At 36.2% G+C, this 15,367-nt stretch carries 23 protein-coding genes; 1 reads left to right on the top strand and 22 read right to left on the bottom strand.

Translation table 11 applies throughout. From position 1 onward, the window contains the following. Nucleotides 1–3 precede the first annotated feature (3 nt). The gene (gene uvrC / locus FTD44_RS11575; protein ID WP_222166584.1) at nucleotides 4–1,827 is read left to right on the top strand and encodes an excinuclease ABC subunit UvrC; all 1,824 of its coding nucleotides are present in this window, start codon (nucleotides 4–6) and stop codon (nucleotides 1,825–1,827) included. On the opposite strand, the gene FTD44_RS11580 is transcribed toward uvrC, so the two are convergent. The 22 genes from FTD44_RS11580 to FTD44_RS11685 all read right to left on the bottom strand — a co-directional run bounded on the left by FTD44_RS11580 (nucleotide 1,824) and on the right by FTD44_RS11685 (nucleotide 15,315). Continuing rightward, nucleotides 1,824–2,255 (bottom strand): YybH family protein, encoded by a 432-nt coding sequence (locus tag FTD44_RS11580; protein ID WP_222166585.1) that lies wholly within the window; start codon nucleotides 2,253–2,255, stop codon nucleotides 1,824–1,826. The two genes, uvrC and FTD44_RS11580, sit on opposite strands and share 4 nt — an antisense overlap. Before the next feature lie 64 nt (nucleotides 2,256–2,319). After that, nucleotides 2,320–2,850, bottom strand: coding sequence for a hypothetical protein (locus FTD44_RS11585; protein WP_222166586.1), 531 nt, complete (start codon nucleotides 2,848–2,850; stop codon nucleotides 2,320–2,322). Between the two features lie 3 nt (nucleotides 2,851–2,853). Beyond that, on the bottom strand, nucleotides 2,854–3,258 hold the full coding sequence (locus tag FTD44_RS11590; RefSeq protein ID WP_222166587.1) for a hypothetical protein: 405 nt from the start codon (nucleotides 3,256–3,258) through the stop codon (nucleotides 2,854–2,856). A gap of 92 nt (nucleotides 3,259–3,350) precedes the next feature. Further along, nucleotides 3,351–3,800: a hypothetical protein gene (locus tag FTD44_RS11595; RefSeq protein ID WP_222166588.1), complete on the bottom strand. Its 450-nt coding sequence runs from the start codon at nucleotides 3,798–3,800 to the stop codon at nucleotides 3,351–3,353. A gap of 77 nt (nucleotides 3,801–3,877) precedes the next feature. Then, complete coding sequence (locus tag FTD44_RS11600) at nucleotides 3,878–4,255, bottom strand: hypothetical protein (RefSeq protein ID WP_222166589.1); 378 nt, start codon at nucleotides 4,253–4,255, stop codon at nucleotides 3,878–3,880. A gap of 317 nt (nucleotides 4,256–4,572) precedes the next feature. Continuing rightward, nucleotides 4,573–4,716 (bottom strand): RHS repeat-associated core domain-containing protein, encoded by a 144-nt coding sequence (locus FTD44_RS11605; RefSeq protein ID WP_222166590.1) that lies wholly within the window; start codon nucleotides 4,714–4,716, stop codon nucleotides 4,573–4,575. Between the two features lie 123 nt (nucleotides 4,717–4,839). Further along, nucleotides 4,840–5,763, bottom strand: a complete 924-nt coding sequence (locus FTD44_RS11610) for a hypothetical protein (protein ID WP_222166591.1) — start codon at nucleotides 5,761–5,763, stop codon at nucleotides 4,840–4,842. 161 nt (nucleotides 5,764–5,924) lie between these two features. Beyond that, nucleotides 5,925–6,221 (bottom strand): RHS repeat-associated core domain-containing protein, encoded by a 297-nt coding sequence (locus FTD44_RS11615; protein ID WP_222166592.1) that lies wholly within the window; start codon nucleotides 6,219–6,221, stop codon nucleotides 5,925–5,927. 137 nt (nucleotides 6,222–6,358) lie between these two features. Beyond that, complete coding sequence (locus FTD44_RS11620; RefSeq protein WP_222166593.1) at nucleotides 6,359–6,712, bottom strand: hypothetical protein; 354 nt, start codon at nucleotides 6,710–6,712, stop codon at nucleotides 6,359–6,361. Between the two features lie 508 nt (nucleotides 6,713–7,220). After that, entirely contained in the window at nucleotides 7,221–7,511 is a 291-nt protein-coding gene (locus FTD44_RS11625; protein WP_222166594.1) for a hypothetical protein, read from the bottom strand. A gap of 33 nt (nucleotides 7,512–7,544) precedes the next feature. Then, nucleotides 7,545–7,751, bottom strand: coding sequence for a hypothetical protein (locus tag FTD44_RS11630; RefSeq protein ID WP_222166595.1), 207 nt, complete (start codon nucleotides 7,749–7,751; stop codon nucleotides 7,545–7,547). Nucleotides 7,752–7,845: 94 nt separating this feature from the next. Further along, nucleotides 7,846–8,472 carry a hypothetical protein gene (locus FTD44_RS11635; RefSeq protein WP_222166596.1) on the bottom strand — a complete coding sequence of 209 codons (627 nt, stop codon included), beginning with the start codon at nucleotides 8,470–8,472 and terminating at the stop codon, nucleotides 7,846–7,848. Nucleotide 8,473: 1 nt separating this feature from the next. After that, nucleotides 8,474–9,130, bottom strand: a complete 657-nt coding sequence (locus tag FTD44_RS11640) for a hypothetical protein (RefSeq protein ID WP_222166597.1) — start codon at nucleotides 9,128–9,130, stop codon at nucleotides 8,474–8,476. A gap of 109 nt (nucleotides 9,131–9,239) precedes the next feature. Continuing rightward, entirely contained in the window at nucleotides 9,240–9,815 is a 576-nt protein-coding gene (locus FTD44_RS11645; RefSeq protein WP_222166598.1) for a hypothetical protein, read from the bottom strand. 497 nt (nucleotides 9,816–10,312) lie between these two features. Beyond that, nucleotides 10,313–10,888, bottom strand: a complete 576-nt coding sequence (locus FTD44_RS11650; protein WP_222166599.1) for a hypothetical protein — start codon at nucleotides 10,886–10,888, stop codon at nucleotides 10,313–10,315. Nucleotides 10,889–10,897: 9 nt separating this feature from the next. After that, nucleotides 10,898–11,866 carry a hypothetical protein gene (locus FTD44_RS11655; RefSeq protein WP_222166600.1) on the bottom strand — a complete coding sequence of 323 codons (969 nt, stop codon included), beginning with the start codon at nucleotides 11,864–11,866 and terminating at the stop codon, nucleotides 10,898–10,900. Between the two features lie 168 nt (nucleotides 11,867–12,034). Then, nucleotides 12,035–12,532, bottom strand: a complete 498-nt coding sequence (locus FTD44_RS11660) for a hypothetical protein (RefSeq protein ID WP_222166601.1) — start codon at nucleotides 12,530–12,532, stop codon at nucleotides 12,035–12,037. Between the two features lie 133 nt (nucleotides 12,533–12,665). Further along, complete coding sequence (locus FTD44_RS11665; protein ID WP_222166602.1) at nucleotides 12,666–13,322, bottom strand: hypothetical protein; 657 nt, start codon at nucleotides 13,320–13,322, stop codon at nucleotides 12,666–12,668. A gap of 73 nt (nucleotides 13,323–13,395) precedes the next feature. Further along, the gene (locus FTD44_RS11670; protein WP_222166603.1) at nucleotides 13,396–13,557 is read right to left on the bottom strand and encodes an RHS repeat-associated core domain-containing protein; all 162 of its coding nucleotides are present in this window, start codon (nucleotides 13,555–13,557) and stop codon (nucleotides 13,396–13,398) included. Nucleotides 13,558–13,672: 115 nt separating this feature from the next. Next, a complete protein-coding gene (locus tag FTD44_RS11675) occupies nucleotides 13,673–14,293 on the bottom strand; it encodes a hypothetical protein (protein WP_222166604.1) in 621 nt (206 codons plus the stop codon). Between the two features lie 57 nt (nucleotides 14,294–14,350). Next, nucleotides 14,351–14,689, bottom strand: a complete 339-nt coding sequence (locus FTD44_RS11680; RefSeq protein WP_222166605.1) for a hypothetical protein — start codon at nucleotides 14,687–14,689, stop codon at nucleotides 14,351–14,353. A gap of 65 nt (nucleotides 14,690–14,754) precedes the next feature. Next, nucleotides 14,755–15,315: a hypothetical protein gene (locus tag FTD44_RS11685; RefSeq protein ID WP_222166606.1), complete on the bottom strand. Its 561-nt coding sequence runs from the start codon at nucleotides 15,313–15,315 to the stop codon at nucleotides 14,755–14,757. Between the last annotated feature and the right edge of the window lie 52 nt (nucleotides 15,316–15,367).

The following is a 15,367-nucleotide window of genomic DNA, read 5'->3' on the forward strand; positions in this document are numbered from 1 at the left end:
CCGATGAATAAAGAACAATTTCAGGCTGAAATATCTCCTATGCTGCCGCATGCTCCCGGTGTGTATCGTTATTACGATGCCGGGAAGAAGCTGTTGTATGTAGGTAAGGCCAAGAACCTGAAAAAAAGGGTCAGTTCTTATTTTGTCAAAAAGATCGATAATGTAAAGACCCATACGCTGGTCAACCAGATTGTGCATGTAGAGTGGACGGTGACGAATGATGAGCATGATGCATTCCTGCTGGAGAACTCGCTGATCAAGCATTTCAAGCCGCCGTACAATATCAGCCTTAAAGATGATAAAACGTATCCATACATCACCATCAAGAATGAATCATTTCCCCGTGTATTCCTGACCCGCAGATTTACCAAAGACGGATCAGAATACCTGGGGCCATATACTTCTGTCAGCCAGATCTATACGCTTATGGACCTGGTGAAGCGCCGTTTTCCGCTGCGTACCTGCAGTCTTAACCTGAGCGAGGAGAACATTAAGAAAGCTAAGTTTAAAAAATGCCTGGAATATCACCTGGGCAATTGCAAGGCTCCTTGTGAGGGTTTGCAAAGTCTGGATGACTACCAGAATGATGTGCAGCAGGTAAAACAGATTGTCAAAGGGAATATCAGTGGCGTGCTGAGTAGCTTACGCCAGCAGATGGCTGAAGAAGCAGAGCAGATGGCTTTTGAAAAGGCACAGCATACCAAAGAGACGATTGATATTCTGCAAGGCTTCCAGACCAAATCTTCTGTAGTGAATACCAGACTGGGCAACCTGGATGTGGCCAGTATTGTAGAGCATGGCGGACTGGCTTATGTCAATTACATGGTGGTGGCAGAAGGTAGTATTGTGCAGAGCAAGAGTCTGCAGATTGAAAAGAAACTGGAGGAGACTGCCGAAGAATTATTATCCTACGCCATTGCCTTCCTGCGTCCGCGATTCCAGTCGCAGGCAAAGGAGATTATACTGCCCTTTGAGATACAGACCGAGGAATCGGATCTGGTTCAAACCCTGCCATTACTGGGTGATAAGAAGAAACTGCTGGACCTGAGTTATAAAAATGCAGAGGAACATATGCGCCAGTCGGAGCTGAAAACCAGGCTGAACCTGGATAAGGCGGCGACAAAGGATATGAATGATACCCTGGTACAATTACAGCATGACCTGAAACTGAAGGAGGTGCCCGTGCATATCGAATGCTTCGATAACTCTAACTTCCAGGGCAGCTTCCCGGTTGCTGCTATGGTTTGTTTTAAGGAGGGCATGCCGTATAAAAAAGAATACCGCCATTTCCATATCAAAACGGTTGAGGGTATTAATGACTTTGCCTCTATGGCTGAGATTGTGCATAGACGCTATTCACGCCTGATCAAGGAAGGGAAACCGCTGCCGCAGTTAGTCATTATAGATGGGGGTAAGGGCCAGCTGAGCGCAGCTATGGAAAGCATCAGTGCGCTGGGGCTGATCGGTAAAATGACGATCGTGGGCCTGGCCAAAAGAGAAGAGAGTATTTTCTATCCCGGTGATAGTGAGCCACTGCAATTGCCGTACAATGGCAAAAGCCTTTTGCTGATCCGCCGTGTGCGGGATGAGGTGCACCGTTTCGGGATTACCTTTCACCGTGATGTGCGCAGCAAAGGCACGATTAAGAATGAACTGGAGGATATACCGGGTATCGGTGCACAGACCGCTACTACCCTATTACAGCGCTATCGTTCTGTAGCGAAGATCAAACAAATGACCCAGAGAGAACTGACTTTGACGATCGGTGCTTCTAAAGCCCGTGTCGTATATGAATATTTCCATAAGGATGAGGAAGGTGCTGATTAATTGGTATAATCCATCACGATCAGCCATTTGCCTTTTATGTTGCGGTACAGCAGGTGAAAGCTGCCACCCACATCTCCTTTATTCCTGCTCAAATGCCATTTACCAATCGCAAAATACTCTCCCTTACTGAGCGGATGTACACTCAACTCTGAAAAGGTGAGCTCGCCCATAGTGGCCTTATCTGGATATGATTTCAGATAGCGGTCCAGCACGGGTTTCCAGCCATAGGTTGTTTTACTGCCGCCGATGAAAGCCAGACTATCATGCTGCCAGTAACCGCTCATATACGCAGGAATATCACCGGCATTCCAGGCTTCCTGTTGCAGTTGCAGCATTTTGCGGATCTCCATTTCTGCTCCCTGTGCATAGCTGTTGCGGGCAAAGAGTGATAACAATATAAACAGGCTGAGCTGTATGATTCTTTTCATGGTTTTATCTATGTGAAGAAATATAAAGGTAGTTTTTAGGAAGGAGGAATGCAAGTGATACCTACTAATGGATACTATCCTGTTTAGACGGATATGGATAGAAGGTAGTTACCACCTGATATTTATCTCCTAATTGCCAGTCTGGCTTTTCAATCATTAAACAGGTGATGATAAAGTACTCATTGCGCTCCAGGAATATTTCAATATAACTGTAATCCTCCCAGAGCAATCCTCCGGACCTCCGCTCTGCACGTGCAGGGCTCATGGTATGCATGACATATCTGATCTCATCCATACGGAATGATGAAGTCAGGCCCTTTTTCTGATTGACAATTTCAAATCTTCGCTCCTCCATATAATAAGTGAGTGCAATATCCTTATTCAGTAAATAATACCTGAGATGAATGATGTAGGAAGGCGTAAATATCAGAAGGGCAAGCAGCAGCAGAATGGGTAGTATGCTCCATATACTTTCATCCGGTAATTTAAAATAGAATACTACAATAATTATAAGGCAAATGAGGCAGAACGTAAATACAGTCTGAGCAATGCTTTTCCATTCATTTTTGCGGTTGATGCGGTAGGTGTATTTCATTTCTTAAAATTCTTTCCAGTTTATTTTTTCAATTCCTAATACCGTCGCACTATCCAGACACTCTTTTTTCGCCAACGGATCAACTATACCCTCCTCCGGAAAGTAAGTGAATGTTTCCTTGATGGGAACTATAAAATATTTAAGTATGCAGCTGTCTGTTACAGTACCATATTCCGGACCTTGTACTGCAATGAGGTAATGATCTGATACTCCGACACTATACAAACAGGCTTCAACGATACCCACATAGCTATCTTCATTTACCTTGTATGATAATGTTCTGCTTTCGTGTGTATCAATAGCTATGGCGTAGTAGTTGCCTGTTATTTTCTTTTCTTCTACAAAGCCGCAGGAGGCAAGACAAAGAGAGCCCCATAACAGAATAGTACTCTTCAATAGTTTATTCATAATGTAAAAGCAAAAATACAAAAGCAGGCCGGAGCCTTCTTTTGTATTTTTGTATAATTCTGCAAGAATTCAATAAGAACTATATCCTTTCCCTATTTAAATGATTGTTTTAAATATTCACTTGATGAAGGCACTGAATCTTTACCAAACACCTTACGAATTGTATAAGTAGCCTGTTCGGATTTAAGTTCTGCTGCTCTTAATAAATAATAATTTGCTAAAGCATTATTCATACTTTCATCTTTTTTGGAACTCAATAAAGCCCACACATCATAACAAGCTTCTCCAGATTTATAATCATTAGCCATTCTTAACGCATAACCGGTAAACTCTTGCTCCATCCCACTACGGAAGTATATTCCTGAAAGATCCTTATAAGCGATTGGATCTCCATAATTTATGACTCTTTCAATCAAAGAATCTCTTAAATGATGATCGAGAAATTCCTTTTCAAATGCAACTCCAGACGGAGAAACATCTTTGTTTTGACTACAGCTTGCAGTGAAAGTTACGGCAGCAATTAGAAAAGTTTTTTTGTTCATGTTGAAATATTTATGGATTTACTATTGGTAATGCCAAATTGCCAATAACGCTACCATTTCTATAAATAATTAATTATTTATAGGTCTTTTTGATGGGGGCGTAGCTCATAAAATTCTACAATTTCCGATCCTTCATCTTCATTTGGAATAGATTCATCGTCGAAACTACCAAATTGATTTTCTGAAATTTTTATCGTTGCAGGATAATTTGCTAAATGCATTGATAAAACAACATTGCAGGATGGACATAAAGTTGAACCAGCAATTTGTTTTAGACTTAGCTTTTCTGTCTCTGGATTTTCCCAGTCAATTACAAACAACTCTCCACAATTTGTACAAGTGACCAAACTATTGTTGCTCCAACCACTTTTTAATGGTAGCAAAACTTTATAGTTATCGACATCCAGTGCAACATTTTCATATTTTATTAAACACCTAATCTTTTTCTTTTGCATATTTATGGTATTCTTGAGCCAACTCTTGCGCCTTGGCGGATTAATAAATTAGTAGTTCCTGCCGCTCTCACAGATGGAGCTAAAAGTATATTCGCTCCTTGTGTGAAAGGCAATGGTTGTGCAAAGTAACCAGATGGAGGATTAATCTGCAAAGGGTTACTTAAGGGGTACTTAACTTCAAACACGGCTAGAGTTATACTTTCCCCAAAATTAAGATACCTATCCATGAAATTAGGCATGGTTGGAAACCTCATAGCTATTTCATTACCATATTGAGGAACACCACCGCCATTATGAGCTTCACCCTTTACATATAATCACAGAGGATCTGTTAAGGTCGATGGATTACAAGCCATCGCATGATAAGGGCTTAAATCCTGCTGCCCTGCTGCATCTGCCATAGGGTCAATACCCATAAAGCGGCCCAGTTGCGGATCATATTCCCTGTTATGGAAGTCCATCCAGTTCAGGCCTATATCTTCACGATCCTAATTGTCCAAATTTACTAAAAGCAAGCCGAAGCCTGCTTTCTGTAGGGGAAATATTGATCAAAAAACAATAATTTAAATAATTAATCTGTTTTATTATGGTGCTGGGTATAATTCCTTTCTAAAGCCGAGAAATGCACGAGTCAATTTATCAACAGGGAACTCACTGGGATGGGCTTTTATGTATTCACTAAATTTATTAAGTTTACCATCTTTTATTATAAAAATACAATTATTTCTTACTATTAACCACTCAGAAAGTTCTTGAGCGAGGAAACAATTTTTATTTTCCTCCCAATTTAAGTAAAATTGAATTCCTGGAGACAAAACAACGGATGATATTGGTTCAACTTTATGACTTCGTGGTTTTATTGGATATGTTGATGCAAATGCCTCATTTAAACCATTATACTTTTTGAAGTAAATTATTTTAGACTCATCTAGATTCCCATAAAAATACTGATTAAAGCTATCGGCGAATCTATAATGCTCAATTTTTCGGAACAAACATAAATCATAAACTTTTAAAACATTAATACTATCTGCCTTTAACTGATTGTAGGCAGATTTGTTATTCTTATAATAGAAAGAATCATCTTTTTCGGTTAGAGAGTTCAAATAGAAATACCCAGATTTTATCCCACTTATAATATATCTTTTCTTCTCCATTTCATTTGCTATGGAAGACATTTGAGCATTAACAGTTATGAAGGTTAAAAAATATATAAATAGAGTACATGATATTTTAGACATAAAATATTTTTTTGTTATCGTAATTTCAAATTCATAAAAAACAAAGGTATTGGATTTGTAACCCCATGCAAGCTGCTCGTTGTCATCTGTTTTTCTGTTGTATTTTTCATTAAATGGACTGATATCAAGTCCCAACATTTTGCCAAATTTGACTACATCATCTGGTGCAACACCTTCTTCCGTGTTAATTTGAAAGATAGTCGCAATTTTATTTATTTTTTTGCATATATTGTATATCCAAATTGTTGCATAACCATTGAAAAACATTCATAAACACAATCATAATCGTCATTCTGAAGCTGAGCCCCAGTCTTCCTGCCTACAATTTCGACTGTAACAACTTCTTTAGCCCCCACCTCATTCTTTACCCCGATATCTCCTCCTGTTGTAGCCTCTTCATTTTCCTTTCTGCGAATATCTGCAGCCTCTCATTCCTGCTCAGCCATACTCCTGTCAGCTGTTCTGTCACCAAACGTTAAATAACGTGCCATGAAATCCGGCATCGTTGGAAACCTCATAGCTATTTCATTACCATATTGAGGAACACCACCGCCATTATGAGCTTCACCCTTTACATATAATCCCAAAGGATCTACCATCGTCGATGGATTACAGGCCATCGGATGATAAGGGCTCAAGCCTTGCTGCCCTGCAGCATCTGCCATAGGATCTAGACTCAGAAAACGTCCTAATTGCGGATCATATTGCCTGTTATGGAAGTCCATCCAGTTCAGGCCTATATCTTCACGATCCTAACTGTCCCAAAATTACAAAAAGCAGACCGAAGCCTGCTTTTTGTCGTGCAAATTGAGCATTAATTCTAAAGGAACATTTGTAGTGGATAAAGTTTTCAAATTGTTACTTAAATATAAATTGTACTGCCCTCAAGCCAGCAACTAATACAAAATGATACTCCCAATTCCGCGACCTTGCTTAGCGTTTTTGTATCAAATTCAATATTGCACTGATCCTCATATTCGTAATGGTACCAAATCGAAATTTTGTCTAATTCAATTCCAATATTTTTTAATTCGGAAAGTTTGGTATTCAATAAATCAACTGTATAATTTAACACATTACCTTCAATACTTTCTTCACTTAGAATTAATTCCCAATCTAATTGGGTTTCTTTTGGAGAAAAATTGAAAATTTCGCTTATTGAATCAAAATGTCTAGTATTATTTACTTCAATTTTGATCGAATAAAATTCTTTCATTTTATTTGTAGTTTAATATTATAAAAAGAAATCTAATGGATTTAATCCTGTGGGGAATAATTTCCCTTTAAAACGTATCGTTCAATTACTAAATTTCCCCTCTTTAATCAATTGCTTCCCCTAATTGAATGGTTTCTAACAATGTTTTAGCTTCAGTATTATAGGCTCCTCCATTGGCCATCACAACCATATTCTATAGAGCTTTAATCCGTTGCCCCTTACTTAACTCATCCATGGCATTTTTTAAGGACTGAATATTTGTTGTCCTTCTGCATCAGCCATAGGGACTATGCCCATAAACCAATCCAATTGCGGATCATACTGCCTATTGTAAAATCCATCCGGTTCAAAAACTGCCATATAGTAATGCTCCTTTTAAGTTTTAGCTCGTAGCTAATTTGCTGAAAGATGATATTTTAAAACAGAAAAAGCTAATAAGAACAATAAATACCCTTACCAGCCAACTTTTTATTTTTATTTAATAATCACATGAATGCTGGTTCTATTATTAAATCATTTCAATGGTCATTCGTGCATCAGAGAAATATTCCAATTTTACTTCTGGCAATTCCTTTTTAATCATTAAAGCTATTTCTTTCCCTTCTCGGTCAAGTTCATTAATTAAGTTATCATCAACGAAGCCATTATAATGTTCATTGTCATATTTTAACAACCACTCATTTAATTTTCGCTTAGTTGTCAAACTTAAACCTAAGTCTTCAGGGGCTATATAATCACCTTCGTATTTATTTCTAATTCCTTTGCCACTCAATGCAGCATCTATAACTAAGTATTTCATTGCGACTATTTAATAGGTCTGAAAAATCTATGGTCAATTATAACGTCTCTCGTAAGTCCCGATTTCGAAAACTCCATTCTTACTATTCATTAGACCCCAAGGATCTACTACCATTGTAGATGGGTTACAAGCCATCGCATGATAAGGGCTTAAATCCTGCTGCCCTGCTGCATCTGCCATAGGGTCAATACCCATAAAGCGGTCCAGTTGCGGATCATACTGGGGGTTATGGAAATCCATCCAGTTCAGCCCTATATCCTCACGATTCTAATTGTTCAAATTTACAAAAAGCAGACCGAAGCCTGCTTTCTGTGGTAAAAATGTTGATTGAGGATCAATACATCTTTGCATTGAACTGCTTCAGAAAGCCTTTTTTATTTCTATATTTCTTTCTCAGGTAGAGCATTCCATCAATTACAGTATTATCTTTAATGGCATAAATTTTATCATCATACAAGAAAAATAGATCATAAATTGCCATTTGGATAATAACTATTTTAGTTTTAGATAAGTCATAAAATTTAGAAAAAATAGCAATTTTATCATTGTATTCTTGTTCAATCTGACATCTATTGTCTACCGACACTTCAAATGAATCTGTATTTGACATTTGTACATTGCATAATAGTAACTTATTATCTGCTAAACTAGAAATTTGCATTGCGTATGGCCCTACTATTGCAGCATCTAAATTCTCTAAAAAAACCCTATTCTTTAAGCCAAATTTCTTTTCATTTGATATTTCAACATAATTTAAATTAATTATTTGCAGTTTAATATCTTGTTCAAAAATCTTTGGATACAAAACATGAAATTTTGCAAAATACTCCTTATTATTTTTAAGATAATTGATAATGCTATCTTGTAATTGAACATTAACAATAGCCGTTTTCAATTGTAATTGTGCAAATGTGGCAAAAGAAAGGCTTATTGCTATAAAAAATAAAGTAACTTTTTTCATTTTAATCTAAATTTACGGTTGCGTTCTCACTAATAGCAGTTTCATGTTCGTACATCTCATAAATAGGTTCAGGGTCGCCATCATTAAACACAAATGTCTCTTTCTTGTGTGTAATATCTGAATCGTAAGTTTGCATACCTTCTGGCATGCCAGCATCTGGATCATAAACCATTTTAGTTTCACCAGCAACGTTATGATATGTGGTAAATATAAGTTTACCACCTTTAATCATTGCCTCACCGGATTGTATGGCCTCAAATAATGTCCTGGCTTGCATATTGGAACCATCTCCATAAGTCATTACAATCATATTCCATAGAGCTTTAATCTGTTGCGCCTTGCTTACTTCATCCATAGTGTTTTGTATAGATCTCATCATATCCGAAACCCCACCACCAAGCAAGCTGGCTCCAAACATAATAGCTTGTCCTTCTACAAATCCCAGACCAGCGGGTGCTATGTTTACATTAGGATTACTTAAGTTTGCCGTATACTGCGGTGCTAATCCCAAAGGATCGGTCATGGTTGATGGATTACAAGCCATTGCATGATAAGGACTCATGGTTTGCTGGCCTTCTTCACCAGCCATAGGGTAAATACCCATAAAACGGCCCAGCTGTGGATCGTATTGTCTGTTATAGAAGTCCATCAAGTTCATGCCAACATCTTCACGATCCTAATTGTCCAAATTTACTAAAAGCAAGCCGAAGCCTGCTTTTAGTAGAGAAATAGTTGATTGAGAATTAATAAAAATTCTTTATATAACCTTAGTGTACAGAAAGAGATTTTTTATATTTCTCTATAAATAATTCATCATGCCCGTATTTTTTCAATATGTATTTCTTTAAATCGTATAATCTATTCTTATGAACTACATAAATTTTGGAATCAATAAGCACATAGAACTCATTAGGCATTGTTGGTATTTTGTAAATTTTAATTTTACTGAGATCGTAGCGGTTTTGCACATACTTAAAATTCTTTTTAAAATCCTTATCGAGCACAGGTTTATACCCCAAATACAAGGAATCACTATCCTTATTTATACTAAATAAAACTTCCTTTTGCAGAGTATCAATTATTATCGGTACTAATAAAGAGTTTTTTAAATCTAAAACAGGTTTGTATTTTTTTATGTTACTGGAGTCGATTTCTTCCAGATCTGTATAATTTATATTTAAAACAATGCAATTTCTATTAATTTTAATAGAATCTTTTGTATTTAGGAAGTAATTAAGAATAGAATCACTTTGTAATTTATTATAACAAAACAATGACTTTGTCATTTGACAATTACTACTAATTGAAAAAAGAAAACATAAAGTGCCAAGAATATATTTCATAATTGCATTTCTTAATTAAAATGTTATTTATAATGTATGAATAATTAGAATATGGAATTCCTGTATAGATTGCTGGTAATTTTTCCGTTTAATGATTTCGCCTACATTAGGATCATAGACCCAAGCACTTTCTTATTCTGGGCTTGAGCTCGTGTTTTTAAAATACAATCAACCCAAATTTTATAATATAATTTCATATTTTATTTTTCATCATTATTTACTGCGTCATATATCAATGTTGCACCCCCATAGATTAATATACCTAACGCAATACCCCAGCCAACAGGATTGGAAGTAGGACCTACAGCCACGAGCCCAGTTGTGGATCATGTTGCCTATTATGGAAGTCCATCCAGTTCAGCCCTACATCTTCACGGTATTCATTGCCCTATTTCGAAAAAATACTACAAGCAGACTCTGGTCTGCTTGTAGCTGATAAATTTTGCTTAATGCAATTGAAAATATTATAACACTATTTAAATGTTTTAATGCACATCTTATAGTAAATAATCTCTCCAACAGTTTTTAATAAGATACATCTTTGTTGGATAAATCCTATAAACAATTTCATGAGTAATGGAGTGTTCATCAATCCAGATAGCATCAGGATTATCCCTACTCCTAAAATCTAGCCTTTTATACTCTCCAGCCTTTTTAGTAATGATGAAATGTTTTGAGACAGATTCTTCATGCAATTTCTCATTCTCTAAATTTGGCATAATAATTATTTGATGCCCTTTATAATTAAAAAAATAATTATACTTTGCTGGTATGTTTAGTTCATCAGCCTCTAACCTACTATAAAAGTTAGTTGCGAAAATTTGAACTTCAAAAAAACTACTCTTTTCTACTATTTTAATTCCTTTTTGATAAGGAATGCGCATTCCATCAATTGGTTCTTCGTTTAATGAAACAAGCATTTTGTCTAATGCAATCATTAGATTTGTGTCTTTTATAATGCATTCCTTCAAAGGCATTCTTATAGTGTCAACCTTCAAAGAAGATTGTTCCTGTGCAATACATACCTTTTGTATTAAAATAAAAAGGTATATCAATAAGCTGTTTTTTTTCATACTTTTAATTTATCTGAAATAGTAAATTGCACCTCTTATTATATTAAATTCAGGGTCAATAAATCTTCTTGCATCACTTAATCTATCTCTTATGAGTTGCTCTGCATTAATATCGTAAACTGAAGGTGCAGACTCGCCGATTACATGTGAATGTGTTTCTTGGTACATTATAAGATAATTTATACCCAAACTACCGTTAACATCAGACAACTCCATTTGCTTTGATACCGCAACATTAGCAGCTTCAAATTCCGTATGACGGCTTGTTGCAATTCTGCTGAAAACTGTTGGGTTATTTTTAAATTGGTACTGGACTAAGCTCCATTCATAGCCTCCGGCTTCACTTAGAAAAACGAAAAGGCCTTTTACAATGCTTTCATTGCCTTGAAAATTATAATAATGCAAATCATTAAGTATTTCTTCGTCATGATTTTGTCGTATCACTTTAATTTCTTTTATCACATTCTTTTTAAGTTTTACATTTCCAATATTTAAAGCTCGAGTTTTACCCTTTTTGTCAGTAAAGATTACTTGATTATAGTCTAAACCATTTTCCACCCCTTCTGAAATTCTAACCCCATCATACGCATAATTCAAACCTTTACCAGATTTGGCCGTTTCTTGCGCATTTCCTCCTCCAGTGGTAGCCTCTTCATGATATTTTCTGGTCCATTCCGCAGCCATTTGTTGTTGCTCCTCCATACTCTGTGAAGCAGTTCGTTCACCAAAATTAACAAAACGGCCCATGAAATTCATTATTGTAGGAAACCTGCTGAGCATCTCTCCCGCATAGTCAATAAAGCTGCTTGCATGCCCTTCTGTTTTAGCAGCTAAGCCAAACGGGTCAGTCATGGTTGATGGATTACACCCCATCGCATGATATGGGCTTATTACCTGTTGCCCAGCAGCATCTGCCATAGGGTCTATGCCCATAAACCAACCCAACTGCGGGCCATATTGACGGTTATGGAATTCCATTCTGTTCAGGCCTACATCTTCACGATATTCATTATTCTAACAAGGCATAAAAGTACAAAAAGCAAGCCGAAGCCTGCTTTTTGTATTGAGAATATTGATTGAAGATCAATGTAGTATTTGAATTTGATGACTAATTTAAAAATATCAAATTAGCAATATTATCATCAACTATTTATTAGATAAAGATAAGTTGTTCAAGTATTCTTTTGATGAAGGTATAGGATTACTGCCAAATGTATATTGAACCTTCTGTTTTGCCCTTTCATAATTACCTTCGTAAGACTTTAGTAGATAATAAGTAGCTATTTTTTCATGAATACCATTTTTATTCTTAGAGTACATAACAGCTGATGCATCAAAGCAAGCTCTATTATAATTATAAATATCGGCCATCATTAATGAGTAGTAGTAAAACTCTCTGGGTAGACCGGCAGCTGTATACATTTCATGTAGTTTCTTATAGGCAATTGTATCACCAAAGTTAATAATTCTCTGTGCCAACGAGTCTTTTAATGCATAATTTTGAAAGAAAAAGATCGAGCCATCTCCAACGGAAGAAACAGAGTTGCTGTCACTATATCCAATTGTAGCTTTGTGGCCATTATCATTCTTGCAAGAAAGGAAAACATTGAGTATAATTACTCCAAATAAATATTTCTTATTCATAATTTTTTATTTAAGATTCCATGGTAATTTTATTTGCCCTAATTGTTTTCCATTACGATATAGGATTAATGCTCCATCATTCAAATTCTTATATTGCTCACTACTGACTCCATTAATAGATGGATTTCCATTATTATCTGTTCCATACATCACAAATCCTCTTGCACCCATATAAATTCGCATTATTATGAAGTAAAGATAATCCTTGAGCCATTAATTCTGATTGGCATACTAACAAACACGATATAAAAGGATCGTTTTTTTCAATTGCTTTCTTATAAGCACGGTTTTTACTTGCTAGTAAAAAATCAAAGGCCTTTACGTCTCTTGGATCATCTGCATAAAAATCCTCGAATCCTTCACCACTACCATCCTGAGCAAATCCTGGTAAGTTACCATGTCCTGTTACAAAAAAGATATTGTCCCCACTTCTAATCGGAATACTATTGCTGTACCTATTGTAAACATCATTTTTAGATTTGAATAGGTTAATTGTTTCGCTAGGATCAGTGTACCAAGCTTTAGCTCCTCGAGAATTCATATATGCCAATCCTTTGTATGTTTGGCTCATATTGTAATCAAATTCTTCTTTTTGTAGTCCCATAAAGGCCACTTGAGCACGAATGCCAGTGTAAATAGAAATTGAGTAATTCCCTATAACAAGCCCTTCAACAGCAACTCCTAAACTTTGCGATAGGAAATAATCTTTAATCCAATATTCAGCCATAATTCGTTGCTCCGCCATATCCTGCATTGCTGTTCTCTCACCAAAGTTCAAATAACGCTCCATAAAATTGGGCATAGTAGGAAACCTCATTAGCATTTCCATTGCATAATCCGGAGGAGTACCACCATTATGAGCTTCACCCTTTAGCATATAATCCCAAAGGATCGGTCATGGTTGATGGATTACAAGCCATAGCATGGTAAGGGCTTAAACTCTGCTGTCCTGCAGCATCTGCCATAGGATCTATACCCATAAAACGACCCAACTGCGGATCATATTGCCTGTTATGGAAGTCCATCCAGTTCAGCCCTATATCCTCACGATCCTAATTATCCAAAATTACCAAAAGCAGACCGAAGTCTGCTTTTGGTAGGGAAAATGTTATATATCAACAATGCCAATTCTGACAATAATTATTGTTGTTTAGGGATTTGATATAATTCATCTTTAAAGCCAAGAAATGCAGCGGTTAATTTATTAATAGGATAAGCATCTGAATGAGCTTTAAAATAATCACTTGCCTTTTCCATTTTATCGCCCTTCAATATATATAAAGAATTATCCTTAATAATGAAAAACTCTCCAAATGCTAATGTCAGGAATGTGTTCTTATGCCCTTGCCAATTCAAGTAGAAATTAAACTCAGGTAAATCAACAAGACTATTGATGGGTTTTAATTTTTGGCTTCCTGAATTAATAGGATAAGTTGAAGCAAAAGCCTGATTAAAATCTAAATTATCATTAAAAAAAACTATTTTAGGTCTTCCTGTGTCCCAATAAAAATATTGGTTAAAATTATCCGCAAAATCATAATTATTAATTTCCTTGAATAAGCATAAATTATAAATTATAAATACACCGACATTTTTTCTTTTTAGCTGATCAAAAGCTATCTTGTTTTTTTTGTAATGAAAAGAATCTTTTTTTGCCAATAATGACGGCGAATAGGAAAAATTCGCACGTAATGCTTCTTTCAAATAAGCTTTAACTTCTTTCGGATCGGGGAATGATGATTTTTGGGCACTACTACTCATTGTCATAAATAAAGATAATAGTGAGATGAAAATTATTCTATACATAAAAGTGATTAATTAACGAAGCTTAATATTCATAAAAAACAATGGAACTGGATTATAACTTTTAATCTCAAACATTCTCATCGCATTTATTTCATAAAATCCTGTACCTTGTACGTTTCGCCCTTTATCGGGGTCATTGATTAATGATCTGATTTCCTCGCCAGATGAGGTAGCTACTCTTAACATGCCGGAAATCATTAACGTATGAGAAGTATTTGCTGAATTTGCTACAAAAAACATAACTGCACTTCCAGATTTTAATGCATCCCATGCTAATCTTTCATTTTCTGCAGTTACAATATTATAATCTGAATTTAATGGAGAAATATCAAAACCTAATATCTTTCCCAATTTTATAACATCCTTTGGTGCTACCCCTTTAGGAGTTCCAATTTTATAAAGTTCAGCATACCGCTTTATTTTTTGTAAGATACATCATATCCAAATTGTAGCATAACCATTGAAAAACATTCATAAACACAATCATAGTCACCCTGTTGAAACTGTGCATTTACCTTCCCTCCTACTTTTTCAAGAATAACATCAGTGGAAGAATAACTCGAATTTCCTGATAAATTCGCTACCAAAATAGAAAAGCTAAATCGCGCATTCATTGCTCTAACATCACCTGTTCCTGTGGCAGCCTCTTCATGCTGCTTTTGATGAAATTCTTGAGCTGCTATTTGTTGCTCCGCCATACTCTGCATGGCTGTTCTCTCACCAAAGTTCAAATAACGCTCCATAAAATTGGGCATAGTAGGAAACCTCATTAGCATCTCCATTGCAAAATCTGGAGTGCCCCCTCCATTATGGGCTTCACCTTTAACATATAACCCCAAAGGGTCAGTTAAGGTTGATGGGGTACAAGCCATAGCATGATAAGGACTTAAACCCTGCTGCCCTACGGCATTTGCCATCGGGCCAATACCCATAAAACGTCCCAGTTGTGGATCATGCTGTCTGTTATGGAAGTCCATCCAGTTCAGCCCCTCACGATCCTAATTGTCCAAATTTACCAAAAGCAGACCG

Source organism: Edaphocola aurantiacus (genome assembly GCF_019797745.1).
GTDB classification, from domain to species: domain Bacteria; phylum Bacteroidota; class Bacteroidia; order Chitinophagales; family Chitinophagaceae; genus Edaphocola; species Edaphocola aurantiacus.